The sequence below is a fragment of the Micromonospora sp. CNZ280 genome, from assembly GCF_011759515.1.
On sequence record NZ_JAAOYP010000001.1, the window covers coordinates 1535491 to 1552869 of the forward strand.

The 17379-nt window shown below is 74.8% G+C and carries 15 protein-coding genes and 3 pseudogenes; 14 read left to right on the plus strand and 4 right to left on the minus strand.

Annotated elements, in window-relative coordinates; translation table 11 throughout:
• Window positions 1-299: 299 nt before the first annotated feature.
• From FHX32_RS07275 to FHX32_RS07320, 11 genes and pseudogenes are all read left to right on the plus strand, one after another.
• Window positions 300-1490, plus strand: a complete 1191-nt coding sequence (locus tag FHX32_RS07275) for a hypothetical protein (RefSeq protein WP_167180008.1) — start codon at window positions 300-302, stop codon at window positions 1488-1490.
• Window positions 1477-3798, plus strand: a complete 2322-nt coding sequence (locus FHX32_RS07280; RefSeq protein WP_167180009.1) for a nitrate- and nitrite sensing domain-containing protein — start codon at window positions 1477-1479, stop codon at window positions 3796-3798. Before FHX32_RS07275 ends, FHX32_RS07280 begins: the two co-directional genes overlap by 14 nt.
• Window positions 3795-4271, plus strand: coding sequence for a roadblock/LC7 domain-containing protein (locus FHX32_RS07285; protein ID WP_167180010.1), 477 nt, complete (start codon window positions 3795-3797; stop codon window positions 4269-4271). The genes FHX32_RS07280 and FHX32_RS07285 overlap by 4 nt, the downstream gene beginning before the upstream one ends.
• The gene (locus tag FHX32_RS07290; RefSeq protein ID WP_167180011.1) at window positions 4268-4741 is read left to right on the plus strand and encodes a DUF742 domain-containing protein; all 474 of its coding nucleotides are present in this window, start codon (window positions 4268-4270) and stop codon (window positions 4739-4741) included. Before FHX32_RS07285 ends, FHX32_RS07290 begins: the two co-directional genes overlap by 4 nt.
• The gene (locus tag FHX32_RS07295; RefSeq protein ID WP_167180012.1) at window positions 4719-5462 is read left to right on the plus strand and encodes an ATP/GTP-binding protein; all 744 of its coding nucleotides are present in this window, start codon (window positions 4719-4721) and stop codon (window positions 5460-5462) included. The genes FHX32_RS07290 and FHX32_RS07295 overlap by 23 nt, the downstream gene beginning before the upstream one ends.
• A gap of 43 nt (window positions 5463-5505) precedes the next feature.
• On the plus strand, window positions 5506-5667 hold the full coding sequence (locus tag FHX32_RS07300; protein WP_167180013.1) for a hypothetical protein: 162 nt from the start codon (window positions 5506-5508) through the stop codon (window positions 5665-5667).
• A gap of 9 nt (window positions 5668-5676) precedes the next feature.
• Window positions 5677-6264: pseudogene (locus FHX32_RS34930) on the plus strand (AAA family ATPase); the annotation flags it as partial.
• A gap of 138 nt (window positions 6265-6402) precedes the next feature.
• A pseudogene (locus FHX32_RS07305) lies at window positions 6403-8025 on the plus strand (AAA family ATPase); the annotation flags it as partial.
• Window positions 8026-8166: 141 nt separating this feature from the next.
• Window positions 8167-9558, plus strand: coding sequence for an N-acetylmuramoyl-L-alanine amidase (locus FHX32_RS07310; RefSeq protein WP_486480949.1), 1392 nt, complete (start codon window positions 8167-8169; stop codon window positions 9556-9558).
• A 166-nt stretch (window positions 9559-9724) separates the two neighbouring features.
• The gene (locus FHX32_RS07315; protein ID WP_167180015.1) at window positions 9725-10666 is read left to right on the plus strand and encodes an NAD-dependent epimerase/dehydratase family protein; all 942 of its coding nucleotides are present in this window, start codon (window positions 9725-9727) and stop codon (window positions 10664-10666) included.
• Between the two features lie 8 nt (window positions 10667-10674).
• Window positions 10675-11598 (plus strand): RNA polymerase sigma-70 factor, encoded by a 924-nt coding sequence (locus FHX32_RS07320; protein WP_167180016.1) that lies wholly within the window; start codon window positions 10675-10677, stop codon window positions 11596-11598.
• 119 nt (window positions 11599-11717) lie between these two features.
• On the opposite strand, the pseudogene FHX32_RS34430 reads toward FHX32_RS07320, so the two are convergent.
• Together FHX32_RS34430 and FHX32_RS07330 are read right to left on the minus strand one after the other, a co-directional pair.
• Window positions 11718-12107 (minus strand): annotated as a pseudogene (locus FHX32_RS34430) (gas vesicle protein K); the annotation flags it as partial.
• A gap of 266 nt (window positions 12108-12373) precedes the next feature.
• A complete protein-coding gene (locus FHX32_RS07330) occupies window positions 12374-12883 on the minus strand; it encodes a GNAT family N-acetyltransferase (RefSeq protein WP_167180017.1) in 510 nt (169 codons plus the stop codon).
• Window positions 12884-13090: 207 nt separating this feature from the next.
• Here FHX32_RS07330 and FHX32_RS07335 point away from each other — a divergent pair, with 207 nt between their 5' ends.
• From FHX32_RS07335 to FHX32_RS07345, 3 genes are all read left to right on the plus strand, one after another.
• Complete coding sequence (locus FHX32_RS07335) at window positions 13091-14074, plus strand: ATP-binding cassette domain-containing protein (RefSeq protein WP_167180018.1); 984 nt, start codon at window positions 13091-13093, stop codon at window positions 14072-14074.
• Complete coding sequence (locus FHX32_RS07340; protein WP_167180019.1) at window positions 14071-14727, plus strand: methionine ABC transporter permease; 657 nt, start codon at window positions 14071-14073, stop codon at window positions 14725-14727. The genes FHX32_RS07335 and FHX32_RS07340 overlap by 4 nt, the downstream gene beginning before the upstream one ends.
• A gap of 133 nt (window positions 14728-14860) precedes the next feature.
• Window positions 14861-15676 carry a MetQ/NlpA family ABC transporter substrate-binding protein gene (locus FHX32_RS07345; RefSeq protein ID WP_167180020.1) on the plus strand — a complete coding sequence of 272 codons (816 nt, stop codon included), beginning with the start codon at window positions 14861-14863 and terminating at the stop codon, window positions 15674-15676.
• 64 nt (window positions 15677-15740) lie between these two features.
• Here the strand turns inward: FHX32_RS07345 and FHX32_RS07350 are convergent, their stop codons facing one another.
• Complete coding sequence (locus FHX32_RS07350) at window positions 15741-16640, minus strand: hypothetical protein (protein ID WP_167180021.1); 900 nt, start codon at window positions 16638-16640, stop codon at window positions 15741-15743.
• A complete protein-coding gene (locus FHX32_RS07355; RefSeq protein ID WP_167180022.1) occupies window positions 16609-17364 on the minus strand; it encodes a DUF3618 domain-containing protein in 756 nt (251 codons plus the stop codon). The genes FHX32_RS07350 and FHX32_RS07355 overlap by 32 nt, the downstream gene beginning before the upstream one ends.
• Window positions 17365-17379 lie beyond the last annotated feature (15 nt).

A 17379-nucleotide genomic window follows, 5' to 3' on the forward strand; every position in this document is an offset into this window, starting at 1 on the left:
CGGTGCGTCCGCGCGAGGTCCAGTCCCGTCCCAGCGCGGCGAATTCGGATCACGTGAATTCGGATCTTCGACGGAAAGCGCTCCGATCCATCCATGTCACTCCGTGGATCGCACGGAGCGTACTCGTGGGCTCCGCGTCAGGTGACCTGGCGCGAAGTGACGCGAAGCCGACTGATTGACGGGGGACAACTGTGCGGGGATGTTCGGTTACGTTTCCGGTCCGGCGGACGGGACTCCACCCACGACACTCCCGCACCGGCCGTTTCCCCTTCCCGCGCACCCGCCGGAGGACACCGACCATGACCGTCCCCGCCCCGCGGGCTCGCCGCCGACCCTCCGCACCGGCCCGCCTGCTGCCGCCGCTGCTCGTGGTGGCCCTGCTGGCACCGGTCGCGCTGCTGTTCGGCCTGACCTGGCGGCACACCGACGACGACCGGGCGCTGGCCGCCCGGGAGCGGCTGGGAGTGACCTACCTGTCGGCCCTGGCCCCGGTCACCGACGCGCTGGTCGACGCCCAGTCCGCCGCGGTCGCCGGCCGGCCGATGCCCGGGGAACCGCTGACCCGCGCGGTCGAGGCCGCCGCCACCGTCGACACCCGGATCGGGCGCGAGCTGCGCAGCCAGGAACGCTGGGCCGGGCTGCGGGCGAAGCTGGAGGCGCTGCGCGACCGTCCGCCGGCCGAGCCCGAGGCCGCGTTCGCGGCGTACGGCGAGGTCACCGACCTGCTGCTGGACCTGTACCGCAAGGTTCGGGAGAGCTCCGGCCTGGTCCGCGACCCGGGGTCGGACTCCTTCTTCCTGCAGGACGGGGCGGGTCAGGAACTGCCCGAGGCGGTGGTCGCCACCGGTCGGCTGGCCGACCTGACCACGCTCGCCGCCCACCGGCCGGCCGCCGACCGGCTGCGCACCGCCACCGAACTCGCCGCCCTCCGGGTGGCCGCCCTGACCCCCGCCGGCGATCTGGTCACCGACCTGCGGGCGGCGGTCGACAGCACGGAGAGCACCGAACTGGGCGCCAACGTGCTCACCCCGCTCGACACCTACCAGCGCGCGGTCGAGGCGCTGGCTGCCGCCTCCGCCCCGGCCGCCCGCACCGGGGTGGTCGACCCGACGCAGGTCGCCGCGGCCCGGCTGAACGCGCAGGCGGCGGCCACCCAGCTCCAGCCGGTCATCCTCGCCGAACTCGACGCCCTGCTCGCCGGGCGCGTCGACGCGCTGGACCGGGACCGCCGGCTCGCGCTCGGCGCCGCCGGGCTCGCCGTCCTGCTGCTGGCCGCGCTGGGCGGGGTGCTGCTCGCCGCGGCCCGGCGGGCCCGGCGCCGCGCGGCCGAGGCGCGGCGGGCCCCGGCGGAGGCCGGCGCCGCAGCGGAGAGCGACGCGTGGCGACCGCCGGCCGGCTCGCGTCCCGACGAGCCACGTCCGCTCCAGCCGGTCGGCCCGGCCGGCGACCCGGTCGCCGCGCAGTGGGGGTCGGTCGATGCTGCTCGGTAGGCTCCGCATCCGCGGCAAGCTGGCGCTGCTCGTGGTCATCCCGCTGATCAGCACCGTCGGCCTCGCCGTACCGGTGGTGATCGACCGGGTGGCCGCCGCGCAGCGGGCCGGCGACATCGCCGATCGGGTCCAGCTGGCCGGCCGGATCGGCACCCTCGTGCAGGACCTGCAGCAGGAGCGCATCCTCTCGGTCGGCCTGCTGCTCGGCCGGGTCAGCCGCACCGAACTGGTGCGCAAGAGCGCCACGGTGGACGACCGGGTGGCCGACCTGCGGGCCGAGCAGGGCGACGCGCTGCCGGCGCCGGTCGCCGACGCGCTGGACGGGGTACGGTCGCTGACCGACCTGCGCCGCGCGGTGCTCGCCGGCACCGCCACCCCGAGCCAGATCATGGACGCGTACGGGCCGGTCGACCTGGCCCTGATCGAGTCCCTGCGGCTGCCGTTCAGCGTGGACACCGAGACGGCGGCCGGGCGGCAGGTGCTCGCGCTGGACGCGCTGCTGCGGGCCGACGAGGGGCTGGGCGCCTGCGCCACGCTGATCGTGCTGGTCAAGGCGAGCAACGACCCGACGACCAACGCCGCCTTCGTCGCCTGCATGGCCGCGCTCACCGTGGACAACCGCCGGTTCCGCCGCCTGATCACCCCCGAGCAGCTCAAGCTGGCCGTGCTGAACGACGCGGCGGTGGCCGCCCGGACCAGCGCCGACTTCCTGACCACCAGCGTGATCGACCCGTCCGGCGCGGTCCGGAACGTGACGCTGGACGCGCTCTTCCCGTCGGCCCGCTCGATGATCACCCTGGGCCAGTTCATCGAGAAGAAGATCGTCGCGGACGTGCTCGCCGAGGTGACCGACGAGCAGCGCCGGGCGCTGACCGCCGCCTACCTGGTCGGCGGGGTGGCCGCGGTGATCCTGGCGGTGGTGCTGCTGCTCAGCGTCGCGGTCGCCCGGACGGTGGCCCGGCCGCTGACCCGGCTCACCCGCTCCGCCGACCGGGTGGCCCGGCTCGCCGAGACCGAGCTGGTCCGGGTCGTCGACGACGAGACCGAGAACGTCCCGCCGGTGCGGCTCGACCCGGTCGACGTACGGGCCCGGGACGAGATCGGCGACCTGGCCCGGGCGTTCGACCGGGTGCAGGCCACCGCGGCCCGGCTGGTGGAGCGGCAGGTGGCCGGCCGACGCAACGTGGCGCAGATGTTCGGCCACGTCGGCCGGCGTACCCAGAACCTGGTCGGCCGGCAGATCGCGCTGATCGACCGGCTGGAACGGCAGGAGACCGACCCGGCCCGGCTGGAGCACCTGTACCGGCTCGACCACATCTCCAGCCGGCTGCGCCGCAACGCCGGCAGCCTGGTGGTGCTCTCCGGGTCGACGGGCGCCGACGCCCACGTGGCGCCGGTGCCGCTCGGCGACGTGGTACGGCTGGCACTCGGCGAGATCGAGGACTACACCCGGGTGGACGTCCGGGTGCCGCCGGGCGTCTCGGCGGCCCCCGGCACCGTCGGCGACCTGGTGCTGGCGCTGGCCGAGCTGATGGAGAACGCCACCGCCTTCTCCCCGCCGCACACCCGGGTGGTGGTGACCGGTGAGCTGACCGGCGCCGGCGCCCGGCTGGCCGTGGTGGACCAGGGGATCGGCATGACCGCGGAGCGGCTGGCCGAGGAGAACGCGCGGCTCACCCGCCGGGAGCGGCTCGACCTCGCCCCCACCGAGGTGCTCGGCCTGTTCGTGGTGGGCCGGCTGGCCCGGCGACACGGGTGGACGGTACGGCTGGCTCCAACCGTCGGCGGCGGGGTGACCACCCTGCTGGACGTCCCGCTGGCCGCGCTGGTGGTGCCGCGTACCGAGCGGGCCGGTGCCACGGTGGCGCGGGCCACCGTGCCGGCCCGGGAGCGGCGGCTGCCACCCCGGGTGGACGATGCGGCGGGCGGGCGGGCGCTGGCCGCGGCGGGCGCGGGGCGGCCGGCGGCCGCATCGTCCCCGGCGGCGGACGCGCCGGCCGGCCCGGTCGCGCCGGGCGAGCCGGGGACGACCCCGGCCGGCCTGCCCCGGCGGTCGCGCCGGAACCCGCCGCCCCCCGACGCACCCGCCACCGGGGCGCCGGACGGGCCGGCCCGGACCGGGGCCGGCATCCGGCGGCGGGTGCCCGGGGCGAACCTGACCACCTCCCCGGCCCAGCAGCCGGTCAGCCACCACCCCGGTGACCCGGCCGAGGTCCGCGACCTCATCACCGCGTTCGAGGCGGGCGTCGCCCGCGCTCTGCACGAAGTCCGCCCTGACCGCCCCGACGAAGAGGGATCATCACGGTGACCAGCACCTTCCCGCACGACGGCCTCGACCACCAGAGCCACCCCGACTCCGGCGGTGACCTCAGCCCGGAGGCCCGCACCTTCAACTGGCTGCTGGACTCCTTCACCTCCGGCACGGCCGGCGTGCTGGAGGCGATAGCGGTCTCCTCGGACGGGCTGCTGATGGCGATGTCCGCGATCAAGGACCGGTCAAACGCCGAACGGCTCGCCGCCGTGGTGTCCGGCATGACCAGCCTGGCCGGCGGCGCCGCGAGCTGGTACGCGCTCGGCGGGTTGAACCGGGTGGTGGTCGACATGGCCGAGGGCTACCTGCTGATCACCGCGATCAGCAGCGGGTCGGTGCTCGGCGTGGTCGCCGACCGGACGGCCAACCTGGGCACCGTCGCGTACGAGATGACGCTCTTCGCCGGCCGGGCCGGCGGCGCGCTCACCCCGCGCCTGATCGCCGAGTTGAAGAACGCCGCCCAGCAATGACCCCGGACGCCCCCGGCGAGCCCGATCCGGAACCGCTGGTCCGGATCCGGCCCTACCTGCGGGCGTCCGCCGACGAGCCGGGCGTACCGGCGGTGGTGGACGAGCCGGAGCCCGAGCCGGACGGGCCGGCCGGGCCGCGCCCGTTCGTGCTCACCGCCGGCCGGGTGACCGGCGCCGACCCGGCGATCGGGCTGGAGACCCAGGTGACCGCCCGGCCGGACACCACCCCGTGGACGGTCCCACCGGCCCGGCTCGCCCCGGAACTCGCGGCGATCGTCGCGCTCTGCGCCGAACCGATCTCGGTCGCGGAGATCTCCGCCCGGACCCGGCTGCACTTCGGCGTGACCCGGGTGCTGGTCGGCGACCTGCGCGCCGCCGGCCACCTGGACGTGCACGTCACCGATGCCGACGACGCCCACGACCCCGACCTCATCCTGCGAGTGATTGATGGACTTCGTGCGATCTCCTGACTGGCCGGGCACCCCGCAGGGCGCGGTCGCGACCAACAGCGCCGCCGCCCGGTACGGCGCCCCGAGCGGCACACCGCCACCGGTCGGGCGGGCGAAGCCGCCGGCGGCCCCGCCCGCCGGGCGCGTCCCGGCACCCCGCCCGGCCCCGGCCGGACGCGCCGCGCCGCCGATCCCGGTGAAGATCCTGATCGCCGGCGGCTTCGGGGTCGGCAAGACCACCACGGTGGGCGCCATCTCGGAGATCGCCCCGCTGACCACCGAGGCGGAGATGACCACGGCCGGGATCGGCGTGGACGACCCGGGCGTACGCACCACGAAGACCACCACCACGGTGGCGATGGACTTCGGCTGCGTCACCATCGACCGCAGCCTGAAGCTGTACCTGTTCGGCACGCCGGGGCAGGCCCGGTTCGGCTTCATGTGGGACGACCTGGCCCGCGGCGCGCTGGGCGCACTGGTGGTGGTGGACAGCAGCCGGCTGGACGACTGCTACCCGGCCATCGACTTCTTCGAGCGCGCCGGGCTGCCCTTCGCGGTCGGGGTGAACGCCTTCGACGGGCGGCTGGCGCACGACCTCGGCGCGATCCGGTGGGCGCTGGCTATCGGCGATCACGTGCCGCTGGTGCAGTTCGACGCCCGGGACCGGCTCTCGGTGCGGGACGCCCTGCTGGTCGTCCTGGACCGGGCGCTGGACCGGGCCACCCGGGAGCGGGGGGACTGAACTCCCGGGCGCTCAGACCCGTTTCATCGAAGGGGTGGTCGTGATGAGGGTGGCCAACACCGTGCCCGACCTGCCCTCCGGCCGGGACGGGGTACGCCCCGACCCGGCGGGCCGGCTCGCCGAACTGATCCGCCGGGACCCCACCCTGCTGACCGACGGCGACCACCCCCGGTTACCACGCGCGGGGGGTGACGCCGGCGGCTAGGGTCGGGCGGTGGATCGACCCGACCTGACCCTGACCGCGAGCCTGCGGCCGGCGGCCCTGGACGCGCGGCGCGGCGTCGTCCGGTTGCACCCGGAGGTGCTCACCGCGCTCGCGTTGCTCCCGGGCGACCCGGTGCGGCTGGCCGGCCGGCGGGTGACCGCGGGCATCGTGGCGGCGGCCGAGCCGACCGCGAGCACCGCCCTGCTCTACGCCGACGACCTGACGCTGGGCAACCTCGGCGTCCGGGACGGCGGCCAGGTCACGATCAGCCCCGCCCCGGTCACCCCGGCCCGGCGGGTGCTGCTCGCCGGGCCCGCCGAGATCGTCGCCGTGGTCTCGCCGGAGATGCTCCGGCTCGCCCTGCTCGGCAAGGTGGTGACCACCGGCGACGACGTGTCGCTGCTGCCGCAGGACGTGCTGCCGGACGCCGCGACCCGCGGCCTGGTCGAGGCGGCCCGGCGCAGCCTGTCCAACCGGGTCGGCTACGCGTGGACCAGCACCCTGCTCGGGGTGGTCGCCGCCGAGCCGGAGGGTGCGCTGGTCACCATGGACACGCTGGTCGGCTGGGAACATGGCCCGGTCACCCACGGCTCGGCCGGCGCCTCGGCGGGGCCGGCCACCGGACCCGGTGGCCGACCGGCCGGCGCCGGTGGTCCGGCCGTCGGGGGTCCGCGCGACGGCGGGACGCGAGCGGCGACCCGGCCCGGCGCGGCCACCGGTGGCGCATGGTCACCGGCCGAGCCGGCGGCCCGCGTCGGCACCGGGGCCGGCGACGCCGCGGCGGAGGCGGAGAGCGCCCCGTCGGTGGACGAGCTGCCCGGGCTCCGGGCCCAGGCCGAGGAGTTGACCGAACTGCTCGACCTCGGCTTTCACCACCGGGAGGTACTCGGCCGGCTGGGCACCACGGTCTCGCTCGGGGTGCTGGTCAGTGGGCCGGCCGGCTCGGGCAAGTCGGCGCTGGTGCGCGCGGTGGCCGCCCGGGTCGGCGCGCGGGTCTGCCCGCTCTGGGCCCCGGAGGCGGCCGCGCTGACCAATCAGGCCGCCGCCGAGCGGCTGCGCGCCGCCGCCGCCGAGGTACGCGCGGCCGGCCCGGCGGTGCTGCTGGTCACCGACGTGGAGGCGCTCGCCCCGGCGGACGAGCCGGGCCCGGTGGCGACCGTGTTCCGCCAGGTGCTCGCCGAGACGGTCCGGGCCGGGGCGGCGGTGATCTGCACCACCGGCCGGCCGGAGGCGGTCGACCCGGCGCTGCGCGCGCCGGACCTGCTCTCGCTGCGGATCACCGTCCCGCTGCCGGATCCGGCGCTGCGCCGCGAGCAGTTGACCGTGCTGACCCGGCAGGTGCCGCTGGCCGACGACGTCCGGCTGGACGAGGTCGCCGGCCGTACCCCCGGGTTCGTCGCCGCTGACCTGGCCGCGCTGGTCCGCGAGGCCGGGATCCGGGCGGCGCTGCGGCAGAAGTCGGCCGAGACGCCGACAGTGGCGATGGCCGACTTCACCGCCGCGCTGGAGGTGGTCCGGCCGACCACGATGGCGGCGTCCACCCTGGAACTGGCCACGGTGACCCTGGACGACGTGGGCGACCTGGTCGAGGTGAAGGAGCGGCTCACCGAGTCGGTGCTCTGGCCGCTGACCTACCCGGACACCTTCGCCCGGTTGGGCGTGCAGCCGCCGCGGGGCGTGCTGCTCTACGGCCCGCCCGGCTGCGGTAAGACCTACCTGGTCACCGCGCTGGCCGGGTCGGGGCGGGCGAACGTGCTCTCGGTCAAGGGCGCGGAGCTGCTCTCCAAGTGGGTCGGCGAGAGCGAGCGGGCGGTCCGCGAGCTGTTCCGCCGGGCCCGGGAGGCCGCGCCCACGCTGGTCTTCCTGGACGAGGTGGACGCGCTGGCCCCGGTACGCGGCCAGGCCACCGATGGGGGCACCACCGACCGGGTGGTGGCCGCCCTGCTCACCGAGCTGGACGGGGTGGAGGCGCTGCGCAACGTGGTGGTGGTCGGCGCCACCAACCGGCCGGACCTGGTCGACCCGGCGCTGCTGCGTCCCGGGCGACTGGAACGGCTGGTCTACGTGCCGCCGCCGGACGGGCCGGCCCGGGCCGAGATCCTGCGGGCCGCCGCCCGGAACGTGCCGCTGGACCCGGAGGTGGACCTGGCCGGGCTGGGCGAGGAGTTGGACGGTTTCTCGGCGGCGGACTGTGCGGCGCTGGTGCGGGAGGCGGCGCTGGCCGCGATGCGCGAGTCGCTGACCGCCTCCACGGTCACCGCCGCGCACGTCGCGGCGGCCCGCACCCGGATTCGCCCGTCGCTGGACCCGGCCCAGGTCGCCTGGCTCGCCGCGTACGCCGAGCAGCGGGCGGGCTGACCGCCCGGCGGGACCGGCCGGGCCCGGAACCGTAGGAAAACTTCGCACGGACAGCACGGGCCGTAGACAACTTTTGGAACGCTGCCTATCGTCACTCCTCATAAATAGAGAAATCTCCATGAGTCGATCTAAGGAGTGGCAGTGAGCGTGCGATCTCGCGTACCACGACCTCGGCGCCTGCTCGGCGCCATGCTGGTCGCCACCCTCGGCCTGGCCGGCGCGGTCGGCACGGCCGCGTCCCCGGCCGCGGCCCGGGCGGTGTCGACGCCCGGCTCCCTGGCCGCCGCCTTCGACGGCGCGGCCGCGCGCTACGACGTCCCCCGCGACCTGCTGGTCGCCCTCGGCCAAGCCGAGACCCGGCTGGACGGGCACGCCGGCGAACCCAGCGCGTCCGGCGGGTACGGCGTCATGCACCTGGTGAGCAATCCCCGGGTGCACACCCTGGCGGAGGCGGCCCGGCTGACCGGGCTCGGCCTGCCGGCGTTGCGCACCGACCCGGCCGCGAACATCACCGGCGCGGCGGCGGTGCTGCGCTCCTACGCCGACCAGGCCGGCCTCGGCCGGGCCGAGCGCGCCGACGTCGACCGCTGGTACGGGTCGATCGCCCGGTACGGCGGCGCGAGCGACCCGGCGGTCGCCCGGCTCTACGCGGACGCCGTCTACGACCTGCTGCGTACCGGCTTCACCGCCAGCGCCGAGGCCGCGGTGACGGTCCCCGGCCGGCCGGTCGCGCCGCACCGGGGAGCCCTCGGCCAGGCGTCCCCGACCGGCGGCGTCGGCACCCTCAGCACCGACTACGGGCCGGCCGCCTGGGCGCCGGCCAGCACCAGCAACTACACGGTGGCCAGCCGGCCCACCAGCCACCCGGTCAGGTACGTCGTCATCCACGTGACCCAGGGCTCCTACGCCGGTTCGATCAGCTGGTTCCAGAACCCGGCGGCCAAGGTCAGCGCGCACTACACGTTCCGGTCCTCGGACGGGGCGGTCACCCAGTCCGTGCGGGAGAAGGACATCGCCTGGCACGCCGGCAACTGGACCTACAACACCCAGTCCATCGGCATCGAGCACGAGGGGTACGTGGACAACGCCAGTTGGTTCACCGACGCGATGTACCGCGCCTCGGCGGCGCTCACCCGCAACCTCACCAGCAGGTACGGCATCCCGCGGGACCGGACGCACATCATCGGCCACCGCGAGGTGCCCGGCGCCACCCACACCGATCCCGGCCCGAACTGGAACTGGACCTACTACATGCAGCTGGTCAACGGGATCACCGGCATCGGCTCCGGCACGGTCGGGACCAGTGGGTCGAGCCTCAACGTCCGCTCCGGTCCCGGCACCGGCTACGCCGTCGTCGGCTCGGTCGCCGACGGGAGCGGCGTGAGCATCTACTGCCAGGCCACCGGCACCACGGTCACCGGCACCTACGGCACCAGCAACGTCTGGAACCGGATCGGTACCAACCGCTACGTCTCCGACGCCTACGTGCTGACCGGCCACGACGGTTTCATCCCCGGCGTGCCGCGCTGCTGACGCTCCGCCCCGTCCGCGCGCTGACGGCGGTGAGCGCCCGTCCCTGCCGGGGACGGGCGCTCGCGTCCGCCGCCCCGGACCTGTGAGCTGGGTAACTGCCGTTCATGGGCGGCGGTGGCGTCCCGTCTTGAGTTGGTGAGCAGCACACCGAACGAACGGAGACGCCATGAAGATCTTCATCGCCGGCGCGTCGGGCGCGATCGGCAGCCACCTCGTTCCCCAGCTCGTGGCGCGCGGTCACGAGGTGGTCGGCACGACCCGCTCGGCCGCCAAGACCGGCGCGCTACGGGCGCTCGGCGCCGAACCGGTGGTCGTCGACGCGCTCGACCCCGACTCGGTGGCCGACGTGGTGGCCAAGGCCGAACCCGAGGTGATCGTCCACCAGCTCACCGCGCTGGGCGGACCGCCGGACTTCCGGCACGCGAAGCGGATGGCGGCCGCCACCAACCGGTTGCGCACCGAGGGCACCGACCACCTGCTGGCCGCCGCGCGCGCCGTCGGCGTCCGCAGGTTCGTGGCGCAGAGCAACGCCATGTGGATGGAACGCACTGGAGCGCCGGTCGCCGACGAGAACGGCCGGATCGAGCCGAACCCGCCGGCGGACGCCGCCGAGGCGGTGGCCGCGCTGCGCCACCTGGAGGCGGCGGTCACCGGCATCAGCTGGGCCGACGGCATCGCGCTTCGCTACGGTGGCTTCTATGGCCCAGGGACCGGCCTCAGCGCCGCGCCGGACGCCGTCATGACCGAGCAGGTCCGCCAGCGGAAGTTCCCGATCGTCGGCGGCGGCGGCGGAGTGTGGTCGCTGGTCCACATCACCGACGCCGCGTCGGCCACGGTCGCCGCCATCGAACGCGGCAGGCGCGGGATCTACCACGTCGCCGACGACGACCCGGCGCCGGTGCGCGAGTGGCTGCCGGAACTGGCCCGCGCGGTCGGCGCCAGGCCGCCGCGCCGGGTGCCCGCCTGGCTGGTACGGCTGGTGGCCGGCAAGGGGCCGGTGGACCTGATGACCCGGACCCCGGGGATCTCCAGCGAGAAGATCAAGCGCGAGCTGGGCTGGACGCCGCGCTACCCGACCTGGCGTACGGGTTTCGTCGAGGGATTGTGACAGCCGGAATGTCCGCCGCGGACCTGTACGGCGAGCTGCGCCGCAGGGCGTTCGCCATCGCCTACCGGATGCTCGGCAGCGTCAGCGAAGCCGAGGACGTCGTGCAGGAGGCCTTCCTGCGGATGCACCAGACCCTGCAACGCGACGAGCCGATCACCTCGCCGCGCGCGTACATCGCCACGCTGGCCACCCGGCTGGCCATCGACCAGCTCCGCTCGGCGCGGGCCCGGCGCGAGCGGTACGTGGGCGAATGGCTGCCGGAGCCGCTGGTCACCGACCCGTCCCCGGCCGAGCACGCGGAGACCGCCGACTCGCTGTCGCTGGCGTTCCTGGTGCTGCTGGAGAGCCTGTCGCCACAGCAGCGGGCCGCGTTCCTGCTGCGGGAGGTGTTCGAGTACCCCTACCCGGAGGTCGCCGAGATCATCGGCACCGACGTGGACAGCACCCGGCACCTGGTGGCGCGGGCCCGGCACCACGTTCGGGAGCGTCGACCGCGCTACCACGCGTCCCGGCGGCAGCGGGAAGAGCTGGCCCAGCGCTTCATCGCCGCCGCCGGGCAGGGCGACCTGCGGGCGCTGGAGGCGCTGCTGGCGCAGGACGTGGCGCTGCACGTCGACGGCGGCGGCAAGGTGCCGGCGATGGCCCGACCGGCGTACGGCCGGGAGCGCGTGGCCCGGACCCTGTCGGCCGGAATGTCCACGCTGACGCGCCGGGGCTACCGGGTCCAGCTCGGCGAGGTCAACGGCAACCCCGGCATCATGGCCTTCGACGCACGGGACCAGCTGGTGGGGGTCATGGGCCTCGGCATCGCCGACGGCCAGATCCAGACCATCCACTCGATCGTCAATCCCGACAAGTTGCGGAACGTCGACCGGGCCGGCGACGTCGGTGCCCTGCTGCGGGCGGGCCGCCGACCCGGCGACGCCGGCTGAACGGCTGGCCGCGCCGCTACGAACCGTTTCCGGTACGGCCGTCGGCTGGCGATCGGCCGGTGTGCCAGCCCGAAGTACTCGCGCAGCCCGGCCATCTGTTCCTCCAGCGCCATCAGCGTCACGCCGATCCGCTCGACCTGCTCCTCGGTGAGGTCGCCGAGGTCGACCCGGCGCAGCGCCTGGCGTTCCGCCAGCTGCCGAAGCAGCTCGATGGCGGTGAGCACCAGGCTGGCCAGCCCCCGCTCGACGGAGTCCCGGTCAACGGCGAGCCGGCGGTCCAGCGGTGTGACCCGCGGCTGCTGCCACTGCTGCGGCTCACCGAGCGCCACGGCCAGGTCGGCCGGCCCAGCGGACCCTCCAGCGGCACCTCGCTGACCAGCGCGGGCCTGCTCGCCGTGCCGGATCGCGTCGACCTCCCCCTGCGGTTCGCCCAAGCCGACCGCGTCCGCGGTGGGCTCCACGTCGGCGGGCACGATGCCGTAGCGGAACAGTCCGGTCTCCTCGGCCATCTCAGCGCTCCTCGTCCCGGCGCCGCCAGCGGGGGCGTCTGGCCGGCGGCCCGGCGGCGCAGCGCGTCGGCCGAGCCGCGCAGCTTCCCGCTGATCGCGTCGATGCCACTGCCGGCGGCGGCGGTCGCGGCCGCCTTGCCCGCCGACTGGTGAGGCCGGTCCGCTACGGAAGCTCGGACCGGCGATTCACCAATCCGGTATTACGGACAGAGATGCCCGGACGAGCAGCGCGGACACCAGAGCGGCCTTGCTGAAGAGAGGCGGAATCAGAAAGTCGGCGGCGTCGAATCGAGGCATATCTCGGCGTGCACCCGATCGCCGTCCTCGCGCAATTTCGCGCCGCATTTCTCAAGCACCGCGATCGCCCCGGAATTGTCCCGGGTGGTTTCCGCGACGACGAGTCGCATACCGGCCGCCGCCGCCTCGTTCAGCAGTTCACGCAGCGCCGCCGCGCCCACCCCCTGGCCGCGCGCGGACCGGCCCAGCCACATCCCGGTCTCGACGGTGCCCGGCTCGTCCCGGCGGGCCATCCGGATCATGCCGACCACCTCGCCGCCGACCAGGATCGCGTACATCTGGGTGCGGGTGGGGCCGGCCAGCCCGCCGAAACTGGCCCGGTGGAACTCGCGGAACGCCTCCCGGCGGGCGTGCGACCACCCCGCCGGCGCCTCCACCGGCGGCATGACGTCGCCGGGCTCCGCCTCGGCCGCCGCTACGGAGAGCAACGGCTCAAGGTTTCGCTCGTCCACCGGCTCCAGCCGGACCGTTCCCGCCACGTGCCGCAGTCTGCCGCCCCTACCGGCCCAAGTCCACCCCATTCGGCACCGACTGCCGGTACGTCGGAGGGTATCGGCCGGTCGGGCCGGATCGTGTTCCGCCTCACGCTCCGCTGTCAAACGCGGATCCGCGGATTAACCTACTGAGCCGGTAGACAATCCGGGAGCGACCGCTCCCGCCGCCAGGCGACGAGGACGGGATCAGCTGTGATCGAGCTCGACGGGCTGCGCCGCACGTACCGCGGCCGGGGGCGGTCAGTGGTCGCCGTCGACGGGGTCAGCCTCTCGGTACGCCCCGGCGAGGTGTTCGGCGTGGTCGGGCGCAGCGGCGCCGGCAAGAGCACCCTGCTGCGCTGCGTCAACCTGCTGGAGCGCCCGGACGAGGGCACCGTCACGGTGGACGGGGTGAAGCTGACCGCGCTCGGCGGGAACCGGCTGCGCGCGGCCCGGCAGCGGATCGGCATGGTCCACCAGCACTTCGCCCTGCTCGGCTCCCGCACCGCGGCGGGCAACGTCGCCTTCGCGCTGGAGGTGATGGGCGTACCGCGCCGGGAGCCGGCACGGCGGGTCGCGGAACTGCTCGACCTGGTGGGGCTCACCGACCGGGCCGACGCCTACCCGGCCCAGCTCTCCGGCGGGCAGAAGCAGCGGGTCGGGATCGCCCGGGCACTGGCCGGGCGGCCGAAGGTGCTGCTCTGCGACGAGGCCACCTCGGCGCTCGACCCGGAGACCACCCGCTCGATCCTCGGCCTGCTCCGCGACCTCAACCAGCGGCTCGGGCTGACCATCCTGCTGATCACCCACGAGATGGACGTGGTCAAGCGGCTCTGCGACTCGGCGGCGGTGATGCGCGACGGCCGGCTCACCGAGTCCGGCCGGGTCACCGAGCTGATCGCCCGGCCCGGTTCGGAACTCGCCGCCGAGGTCTTCCCGCTCGGGACGCCCCCGGCACTGCCCGGCAGCACGGTCGTCGACGTCACGGTGGCCGGCCCGGACGCGGACACCGCCTTCGTCGCCGAGCTGACCCGCCGGTTCGACCTCGACGCCCGGATCCTCGGCGGCACCGTCGAGCAGCTCGCCGGCGGGCGCACCGGCCGGCTGCGGCTGGCCCTGCCCGGCGACGCCGAGCGGACCGCCCCGGCAGTGGCCCACCTGCGTGCCGCCGGCCTCGCCGTGGAGGTGGCAGCGTGATCGCCGACGACCTCGTGCCGCTGCTGACCCAGGGGCTGCGCGAGACCGCGTACATGGTCGCCGTGGCGGCGCTGCTCTCGGCACTGGGCGGGCTGCTGGTCGGCGTCCTGCTGGTGCTCACCGGGCGCGACGGCCTGCTGCCCGCGCGGCCGGTGAACCTGCTGCTCGGGCTGGTCGTCAACGTCGGCCGCTCGCTGCCGTTCATCATCCTGCTGGTGGCGATCATCCCGGTCACCCGGGCGGTGGTCGGCACCACCATCGGCACCACCGCCGCCATCGTCCCGCTCACGGTCAGCGCGATCCCGTTCTACGCCCGGATCGTGGAGACCGCACTGCGGGAGGTCGACCGGGACGTCATCGCGGCGGCCCGGGCGATGGGCGCGAACCGCCGCCAGATCGTCGGCAAGGTGCTGCTCCGCGAGGCCCGCCCCGGCCTGGTCGCCGGCTTCACCCTCACCGTGGTGGCGCTGATCGGCTACTCGGCGATGGCCGGGGTGATCGGCGGCGGCGGCCTGGGCGACCTCGCCCTGCGCTACGGCTACCAGCGGTTCGAGAACGACGTCATGATCGCCACCGTGGTGCTGCTGGTCGCCTTCGTCCAGCTGGTCCAGGTGGTCGGTGACGTGATCACCCGAAGACTCTCCCACCGGTGACCCCGGACGAGTGAACCGGCGCGGGCCCACCCGGCCCGCCGGACCCGGCCCGCGCCCACCCGCGCGGCCGACCCGACCACCCGGCCGCCGCCCCGACGGGCGGGCCGGTCAGATCCGAAGAAAGGCAACAACCGTGCGACGCATCACCGCAACCCTCGCCGCGGCCGCGCTCGCCCTGGGCCTCGCCGCGTGCGGGGCCGACGGCGGCGACGCAAGCGACCCCAGCGCCCCGCTGAAGGTCGGTGTCAGCCCCGTACCGCACGGGGAGATCCTCACCTACATCAAGGACAACCTCGCCGAGCAGGCCGGGCTGAAGCTGGAGATCGTCGAGTTCACCGACTACGTCCAGCCGAACCGCGCGCTGCAGGAGAAGCAGCTCGACGCCAACTACTTCCAGACGGTGCCCTACCTGGAGACCGAGGAGAAGTCCAAGGGCTACGCGTTCACCGCGCTGAAGCCGGTGCACATCGAGCCGCTGGGCCTCTACTCGAAGAAGGTGGAGCGCCTCGCCGACCTGCCGACCGGGGCGGTGGTGGCGATCCCGAACGATCCGACCAACTCGGGCCGGGCGCTCAACCTGCTCGCCCAGCACGGCGTGATCACGCTGAAGGACGGCGCCGGGGTCGCCGCCACCCAGCGGGACATCGCCGACAACCCGAAGCAGCTCCAGTTCAAGGAGTTGGAGGCGGCGCAGCTGCCGCGCAGCCTGGACGACACCGGCGCCTCGGTGATCAACGGCAACTACGCGATCGAGAGCGGCCTGAAGCCGGCCACCGACGCGCTCGCGCTGGAGAAGGCCGAGAACAACCCGAACGCGAACCTGGTCGTGGTCCGCGACGGCGACCAGGACGACCCGCGGGTGGTCAAGCTGGAGCAGTTGCTGCACTCCGCCGAGGTGAAGGCGTTCATCGCGGAGAGGTACCAGGGTTCGGTGCTGGCCGCGTACTGAGCCGGGCGTCCGTCGAGCCCGGTCCCGTCCAGCGGGGCCGGGCTCGCGTCGTGTCCGGCGGCGGTCAGGACGGTTCGGTGTCGAACTCGCAGAGCACCACCGAAGCGTCGTCGGCCGGCTTGTGCCGGCGCAGCCGGTCCGGGTGGTCGCGCTCGGCCGCCCGCACCCGGTCGATCAGCGCGCCCGGACCCTCGGCGGTCACCACGTCCAGCAGCCCCGCCCAGTCCAGCAGGCCGAACTGCTCCACCACCGCCGACGCGCCGTCGCTGAGCAGCACCGCCCGGCGTACCGCCCCGGGGCCGCGCAGCGGCAGCGTGCCGGCCACCGCGTGGAACGCGGCGTCCGGGTCGGCGGCGGCCACCCAGTAGCCGTGAGTGCGGTTCATCCGCTCCCGCTGCACAGCGACGGCCTGCCGGAACCGGGTGCTCCGGTCGGCCGAACCGGCCGGCACCGCGGCCACGGTCTCGCGCAGCTCGGCCATCGCGGCGTTCAGCCGCTCGTCGGAGACCACGCTCGCCTGCCCGCCCGCGTCGAACACCAGCGGGCTGTCGCAGAGCACCAGGTAGTCGACGTGGTCGCCACCGTCGCGCAGCAGGCAGACGGTGCTGGACGGGGTGCCCGGGTGGTCCAGGTCGCACAGGTCGCCGTGGTCGGACCGGACGGCCAGGATCGCCGCCGCGAGGTTGCTCATCAGGGTCGCCGTCGGCCGGGCCGCCTCGGCCAGCCCGAGCCGGGCGGCCAGGTGCCGCACGTACCAGGACGGTCCGTGCACGCAGCCGGTGTCGAAGCCCTCCGGCACGGTCGCACCGTCCAGCACCCCGACCAGCGGCCCGAACCGGAAGACCAGGTCCTCGTTGAGCGCACGGCCGGGGGGCGGCGCGGACGCGGAGCATGCCCGCATCGTCCGCGCCGCCCCCACTACCCGCATCGCCTCAGCGGCGGCGGAGGTCGCCGGCTGCCTCATGCGCCTGCTCCCGCACCTCGTGGCCGGCCGACCGGCCCTCGTGCGCCACCGCGGACGCGCCGTGCATCGCGGTCGAGCCCACCGACGACGCGGCGTGCCGCACCGGCTCGCGCATGGTGTCGCGCATGTTGTCGCGGACCTGGTGACCCACCTGGCTGGCCTGCTGCCGCAGCATGTCCGAGTGCTCGCTGACCTTGCCGCGGGCCTGCCCGGCCCACTGCCGCTCAGGGCGGCTCGGCGGGATCAGGGACGAGACCAGCAGCCCGGCGCCGAAGGCGATCAGGCCGGCGGCCAGTGGATTGCCCTGCGTCTGCTCGCGGGACTGCTGTCCCAGGTGACGGGCCGATCCCGCCGCGTGCGACATCTGCTCACGGGACTGCTGCCCCAACTGGCGGGCCGATCCCGCCGCGTGCGACATCTGCTCACGGGACTGCTGCCCCAACTGGCGGGCCGATCCCGCCGCGTGCGACATCTGCTCACGGGACTGCTGCCCGAACTGGCGGGCCGCGCCCGTCGCCTGGGACATCCGCTGGCTGGCGCCGTGCCCGTCCGACTGTGCACCCATCACCTTCTCCTTCACCCTGGTCAGCGCGCCGCGGGCCTGCCCGACACGCTCACCGGCCATCCGTCGCGGGTTGACCCGGTCGGCCAACGCCTCGATGTCACTGCTCAACTCGTTCCGGGTGTTCTCGATCTCCCACCGGATCCGGTCCGGATCGGACATCGTCTGCTCCTTCCC

What these genes read in the sequence shown, in the direction of transcription:
- FHX32_RS07275 (WP_167180008.1), top strand. Translation starts at nt 300, where the DNA reads ATGACCGTCCCCGCCCCGCGGGCTCGCCGCCGACCCTCCGCACCGGCC.
- FHX32_RS07280 (WP_167180009.1), top strand. Translation starts at nt 1,477, where the DNA reads ATGCTGCTCGGTAGGCTCCGCATCCGCGGCAAGCTGGCGCTGCTCGTG.
- FHX32_RS07290 (WP_167180011.1), top strand. Translation starts at nt 4,268, where the DNA reads ATGACCCCGGACGCCCCCGGCGAGCCCGATCCGGAACCGCTGGTCCGG.
- FHX32_RS07295 (WP_167180012.1), top strand. Translation starts at nt 4,719, where the DNA reads ATGGACTTCGTGCGATCTCCTGACTGGCCGGGCACCCCGCAGGGCGCG.
- FHX32_RS07300 (WP_167180013.1), top strand. Translation starts at nt 5,506, where the DNA reads ATGAGGGTGGCCAACACCGTGCCCGACCTGCCCTCCGGCCGGGACGGG.
- FHX32_RS07315 (WP_167180015.1), top strand. Translation starts at nt 9,725, where the DNA reads ATGAAGATCTTCATCGCCGGCGCGTCGGGCGCGATCGGCAGCCACCTC.
- FHX32_RS07320 (WP_167180016.1), top strand. Translation starts at nt 10,675, where the DNA reads ATGTCCGCCGCGGACCTGTACGGCGAGCTGCGCCGCAGGGCGTTCGCC.
- FHX32_RS07350 (WP_167180021.1), bottom strand. Translation starts at nt 16,640, where the DNA reads ATGAGGCAGCCGGCGACCTCCGCCGCCGCTGAGGCGATGCGGGTAGTG.
- FHX32_RS07355 (WP_167180022.1), bottom strand. Translation starts at nt 17,364, where the DNA reads ATGTCCGATCCGGACCGGATCCGGTGGGAGATCGAGAACACCCGGAAC.